5 protein-coding genes and 2 pseudogenes are annotated in these 5,824 nt (G+C 65.8%); 2 read left to right on the top strand and 5 right to left on the bottom strand.

All coding sequences use genetic code 11. The annotated features are described in order from the left end of the window. Positions 1 to 123: 123 nt before the first annotated feature. Positions 124 to 252: pseudogene (locus ACZ7HQ_RS44620) on the bottom strand (IS6 family transposase); the annotation flags it as partial. A gap of 335 nt (positions 253 to 587) precedes the next feature. Here ACZ7HQ_RS44620 and ACZ7HQ_RS44615 point away from each other — a divergent pair. Both ACZ7HQ_RS44615 and ACZ7HQ_RS44610 read left to right on the top strand, forming a co-directional pair. Further along, entirely contained in the window at positions 588 to 722 is a 135-nt protein-coding gene (locus ACZ7HQ_RS44615; RefSeq protein ID WP_471003145.1) for a hypothetical protein, read from the top strand. Beyond that, positions 694 to 1,170: pseudogene (locus ACZ7HQ_RS44610) on the top strand (transposase); the annotation flags it as partial. The gene ACZ7HQ_RS44615 and the pseudogene ACZ7HQ_RS44610, both read left to right, overlap by 29 nt. 100 nt (positions 1,171 to 1,270) lie before the next feature. Here the strand turns inward: ACZ7HQ_RS44610 and ACZ7HQ_RS44605 are convergent. The 4 genes from ACZ7HQ_RS44605 to ACZ7HQ_RS44590 all read right to left on the bottom strand — a co-directional run bounded on the left by ACZ7HQ_RS44605 (position 1,271) and on the right by ACZ7HQ_RS44590 (position 5,070). Next, positions 1,271 to 1,753 carry a hypothetical protein gene (locus ACZ7HQ_RS44605; protein WP_471003142.1) on the bottom strand — a complete coding sequence of 161 codons (483 nt, stop codon included), beginning with the start codon at positions 1,751 to 1,753 and terminating at the stop codon, positions 1,271 to 1,273. A gap of 542 nt (positions 1,754 to 2,295) precedes the next feature. Beyond that, complete coding sequence (locus ACZ7HQ_RS44600; RefSeq protein WP_471003139.1) at positions 2,296 to 2,949, bottom strand: carbohydrate binding domain-containing protein; 654 nt, start codon at positions 2,947 to 2,949, stop codon at positions 2,296 to 2,298. 281 nt (positions 2,950 to 3,230) lie between these two features. Further along, positions 3,231 to 4,253 (bottom strand): family 43 glycosylhydrolase, encoded by a 1,023-nt coding sequence (locus ACZ7HQ_RS44595; RefSeq protein ID WP_471003136.1) that lies wholly within the window; start codon positions 4,251 to 4,253, stop codon positions 3,231 to 3,233. Positions 4,254 to 4,908: 655 nt separating this feature from the next. Beyond that, on the bottom strand, positions 4,909 to 5,070 hold the full coding sequence (locus ACZ7HQ_RS44590) for a hypothetical protein (RefSeq protein WP_471003133.1): 162 nt from the start codon (positions 5,068 to 5,070) through the stop codon (positions 4,909 to 4,911). Positions 5,071 to 5,824: the final 754 nt, after the last annotated feature.

Here is a 5,824-nt window from a genome sequence, read left to right as displayed (position 1 = left end):
GCCGGCCACCGCCCGATCGAGGTCTACCGCACCCCGACCCTGCATCCCCAACTTTCAGAGCAAGATCAGTGAGCCACAAACTTGACGCGGGACAGCAGGCCGGGGGTGCTGGCTGTGCTTGGCTCAGGCGGTCGCTGTCGTATTGACGGTGCCGGTGATCGTGTGCCAGAGGCAGTGGCGTTCGGTCATCTCGGCGCGGTAGTCGGGGGCGGTCATCAGGTGGCGGCGGGGGCGGAAGTGCGGTGAGGGGCCATCCGCATTCCGGGCGTGAGCGGGCGTGATCGAACAGGGTTCCTGTTCGGGTGATCGTGGCGGCATCGGCGCATGAAGACAGGACCTCCTGGTAGCTCGGCGATGCGAGTCAGCCCGCTTCCGGAGGCCGTGTTGTCGCAGTCTTGGGTGCGTGTGTCCGCCGCGTCCAACTCCCGCGTGTCGCTGTGCGAGTGCCTCGCGCACCGGTTCGGGAGCGCGGCGGATCACCCGAACCGTGCCCCGTGCTACCTGTGGCAGGAGCTGCGCCGGCTGCTGCGGGTGCCGGCGTGGCTTCAGGGGCGGCGCGGGCGGCCGGAAGGCTCTGCCTCCGCGTGATGCTGGATGCTGTGCGGTACGTCGTCGACAACGGGATCAAGTGGTCGAACCTGCCGAAGGACTTCCCGCCGCTCAAGCGGGTGCACGCCTTCGCGACGCTGGCAGGTGACCGGTCTGCTCGCCGAGCTCCATGACCTGCTCCGTGACCGGGTACGTGTGAAGGAAGGCCGCAGCCCGGATCCGAGTGCGGCGATCGTGGACTCGCAGTCGGTGCGGGCAGCGGCGAATGTCCCCAGGCCAACGTCGGGATGGGATGGCGGGAAGAAGGTGGGCGGGCGAAAGCGGCACGTGGCGGTGGACTGTCTCGGCCTGGTGCCGGCGGTGCTGGTCACCGCAGCGAGCGTGCAGGCCCGCCACGCCGCCGTGCCGCTGCTCACCCGGCTGCGGGAGCGGCTCCATCCGCCTGGTCCGGGCGGACTCCGGCTACGCAGGCCGACTCGTCGACTGGGCCACCGAGAAACTCAAGCTCGCCTTGAGATCGTCAAACGCTCCGACGACACCACACGGTTCGTGGTACTGCCGAAACGCCGGGTGGTAGAGCGCACGCTGAGCTGGCTGGTCCGCTCGCGGCGTCTGGTGCGCGACGTCGAGACGCTGCCCGACATGCACGAGGCCATGGTGCTGTGGGCCATGACGATGCTGATGAACGCCCGTCTGGCCGGGCGCCGCCGGGACGCCTTCCTCACGCGGCCGCCGGCACCGGCTCCTTGCAGAAGGTGCACAGTCCCGGCTCCACCTCGGTGGCCCAGGCCCGCGCGGCCAGCCGCTTCAGCCGCGAGCGCATCCCCTCCACTCGGGCCGGAACCGCCTTCTCGCCCAGTGCCAGCGTGATCTGCTTCGCCCGCATCCCGCCGTCGGCCTCCGGCGCCGCCAGGACCGCCAGGATCCGCTGGTACTCCGCAGTAAGCACCTCCGCACCGACCCCCTGAACGCGGTGCGGCACCGTCGAGCCCGTCACCGCGGCGGCTCCATCCTGTCCCCTCGTCTCGGCGTCCGGATCGGCCAGCACTTCGGTGACGGTCTCGCGAGCTTGCCCGAGCCGTTCCAGCTGCACTTCCGCCGCGCTGAGCGCGGCCTTGATCCGCTCGGCCTTCTCACGCGGCCCGGCCACCTCCGCGCGGACCTTCTTCTCCCGGGCCTCCAGCGGGCCGAGCACCGACGGCATCAGCCTCGATACCCACCAGGCCAGCCATGCCGACGTGGGCGGATACGTCCGCGGGCACTGGGGGATCGAAAATTCCAGCCGCCATGTCAGAGATGTGGTGTTCGCCGAGGATGCCTCCACCGTCTGTCGGCGTACGGCCTCTGCTCACGTGTACGCCGACACCGTCCACACCGGCAGCGCGCCGCGGGCGATGGCGGCTTTGCGGACCTGGCCATCGGCAGGTTGCAGCTACTGGGAGCGGACAACGTCGCCAAGACCACCCGAGCGATCCAGGACGCACCCGAACACACGCGTCTCCTACGTCTCGGCGCTGTTCAGCATCCGACACTGCGAGGAATCGCGTCAGTTCTACGACCGCAAACGCGCCGAGGGCAAGCGCCACACTCGGGCTTCGGCAACTGCGGCAGGAGCTGGCTCACGGGAACATTCTCTCCCGATGGACTGCCCCACACCCGTAGGCCCGCGAGGCGGGCAACTCCCACCGGGCAGCCGGCCCCGACACCACCTATTCAAGTTCAATATCGCCGGGACAAGTCAGTCTTTCAGTGCCGGGATTCGTTATGTGAGTCCCGGCAACCGCTACCAATCGTTTTGATCTTCACGCCGTCTAGGAAATTTCCGACGGACGGGCCGCCTGCTGTGGAAACGGCGGTGAAGCCCAAGCGGAGGATGGTCTGCCCGCCAGGAACCGTGTATTTGGCGGAGTACACCTTCCAGTTCTTGTTGCCGGTCTTGAAGACGCCGAGCGAGGAAGTCTTGCCGCCTGGCTCCCCGGCCGAGAGTCCCATCGTGTCCACTCCGGCCCGGCCCCGGTGCTCGAAGGAGATTTGCAGCTCGTCCCCTGGGCTGACCCGTACATCCTGGAATAACATGCCGTCGGATGTGGCGTTGATCTCTGCGAACTGTTTACCGTCATGTGCGGGAACGCCATTCAAGCCGTGGGACCAGATCTCGATCAGGTGCTCCGAGTCCGTGGTCTTCCAGCCGGGCACATCTCCTTCTGGGAGCTGTGCGTTGCCAAGGACCTTCGGGTTCTCGAAGGAACCGTTCACCAAGGCCGATCGCTGACATTCTCTGGGCCGTGTAACTGCCGAGGCCGGGTGGGCGGCGCCGCCTAGCATGACTGCGCAAACGGCGGCGATGACCGAGGTGGCCCGCACGGCGGATATCCGCGACAAGCGAACTGCAGTAGCCATGATCCAATCCTTCCCATGGGATGGTCATGCACCCTCTGAGGGTGCTCGGGTATGGAGCCAATTGGCCCCACGCATCCAGCCCCCGGCTTACGTCATCGCGGTGGAAGCAGACCCGTGTCGTGCACGGCGGCGACAGCAGGATCGGCTACGGCAGGATCCGTCACCGGGTGCGTACTTTGCCTCACTTCATCGCCCCGGCTGGGTGGGGGTATGGTCGGTGGCCCAGCGCTGGGTCGGGCACAGGCTGCACGCTGGGCCAAAATCGTCTCGTAGGGGTCTCTTTAGCCTTCGCCCCATATGACGCCGGTGTCGGCGTTGATGCCGACGGCCGGGTGCCACGGCATCGTCAGCGACCTGTTGGACGGGAACCGCAGCGGCAGCCAGACGTACGCGGAGTCGTTGTGGTTGCCGCCCCAGTGCTGCGCCCATCGGTCGCCCATGTAGAGGTATGAGGTCGTGCGCCAGCCTTGTACGGGGAGGATGTACGCGACCTGCGAGAGGTAGGCTTCCCTGTTGCCGACGTTCGCCATGTCGCTCCAGGGACCTGCCATGCTGGTCGCGGTCGCGTACTTCTGCTGGTTCGGGTTCCAGCCGGTGGTACCCGAGGTCACGAGGAAATAGACCCCGTTGCGTTTGAACATCGCCGGCGCTTCCCGTCTGACGTCGTGCAGGGTGGTCACCCTGGCGGCGACCCAGAGGTAGTTGGGACTCAGACGGAAGATGGTGACGTCTTTCTGGTCATTGGTCGTCGAGATCAGGTAAGCCTGGCCGTCGGTGTCGCAGAAGACAGTCATGTCGAAGGATTTGTATCCCAGGGGCCGGAAACTTCGCTGGTAGGTGTAGTTGCCGTCCACCGTGGGTGACGTGGCGATTCCGACCATGTTCTCGTTCATGGGGGAGGGGTAGTTCTCTTTGCGGATGAAGAGTACGTACAGCCCCGTGCTGGCGTTGTAGATGACCTTGGGCCGGAAGACTCCAGCGGTCTGCAGCTCGGGGGCGGAGGCCTGCGTCAGTGCACTGTTGCGGAACTCCCAAGTGCGCAGGTCAGCGGACCGGTAGATCGGGATCGACGCGAAGGGGCCGTGAGGATAGGTGTTTTCGCCGAACCAGTAGTAATACCCGCCCACTTTGATCATGCCGCCGCCATGCCCGTGTACCGCGTCTCCGGCAGTGTTGATGAACTGTGTTCCGTTAGTGAACGTCACCGGGACGGCCTTGGCCTCACCGGAGGTCTGTAACGGTAAGAGGAGGCCGATGCAAACGGCGATGACTAATCGCAGAACGCCATGCAGTACTCTGCGCATAAACATGCACCTCTTTACAAGTAGTGAAACAGCGGTGCCGGAGAACCGTGCCAACACGCTGCACATCGGAAACGAACACTGCGCCGAGAACCAGGCTCGCATCCAGCTCGAGCCACCGCATCCCAATCCGCGTCATGTTCTGCCCCGATAGAGCCCCGGCCTACCGCTGTCAGGCCCGGGATCTGCAAAGCATGGCTTGCGCAAAGCCCTGGAATGTCCTTGTGCCTGAAGACCTGGTAGCGAGAGACGACCGTCTCGTCGACCAGGGCCCGAGGGATCGCCATGCCCATCTGCTCTCCCATTCCACGATGATGGGCCACTCGAACGCTGGCCGAGGAGGCGGCCGACGCCCGGGTCCGGCAAATATCTCGATGGCACGGCAATTCCGGAGCCGCCCGACCCTCACATGAAACCGTGCGAATAGCAGCCTCGATGAGCGGAGTCCTGTGCCGGCCCGGCCGTCGTTCTCGGTGAGACTGTGACGCCACGGCCGCGGCTGACACGCCTGCAGGTCCAGCTCCCGCATGAGGTCACGCACGAGTTCGGGCCCCCAGGCCACACCCGAAACCCACGGTGCTGGAGGATGCTTCCTCACCGTTGGTCTCCGAAGTCCAGCAATACTTCGCGAGGTTGGTGATCGCAACGTTGACGCAGTTCAGCGAACCGGCCGCCGGTCGTAGGACACGTTGGTCTTTCCGTTGCAGATCAAGGACGTGGTCGCGGTGTGCGCGGGGGCCGCTGCGAACACGGCGACCGGCAGGCTGAGCAGCAGGGCCTTGGCCACGCAAGGCAGGCGGGACAGGAATGCACGAGACATGCCTTCCTCCCTGGCATGGGCGTCGTCGGCCCTCCCTGGCATGGGCGTCGTCGGCCGGATATGTGACCGGGCCCTGAAGTTTGGGGGGGGGTGTCTGGCGCTGGACAGCGTCAGGTCGCAGCACTGATGGCGGCAAGGGCCGTGTCCAGGCGTATCGGAGCCTGAAGGAAGCGCAATGGGGAGACGATGCCCCCTCTGAGGCCTGAGTTCCGCGGTTCATGGGTCTGCACCTCAACGGCCCTGTCTCGCTTTCGCGGTGACGGGTCGTGCTGCTCTATCGGGGAGAATGCGGGGTGCCGAAGCAGGGTGATCCTGCTCGTCCGTGCATCTGACGTGCGATCCGTTTAGTCTTGGTGTTGACCCCCTCGGTGGGGCCATCGCTGTGCGGAAGCGTGAGTCCGGCGATCACGGCGTCGAAGCCCCGGTCCAGGCCCCAGCTGAATTCTCCCGGGGCAGGCGGTGGTGAGCTTGGCCAGGAGCTCGTGTTCCTCATCCTTGAGAGGTGTCGGGACTGGCCAGCAACATTCCAGGCGATCCTGCGCGGGGAGATATGGCTGCGGTCGGTGTCCGCGCGGCCCGCAGGTGTTCGCGGTAGGGGTCTCGGAACACCACCTGCCGGAACCACCCGTTGGAGCACGTGGTACGAGCCCGCCTCACAGTGAACGCTTCTCATCCTGATCGCCAGGCTGTCTCGATGGCGTGAATGGCGGCCACGGTCCGGCTGATCCGATTCGTGCTGCAGCGGGCCTTGCGG

This window comes from Streptomyces sp. NPDC037290 (assembly GCF_055603245.1).
Note: the sequence above shows the minus strand (reverse complement) of the source record. Positions and strands in the feature narration are given on the sequence as shown.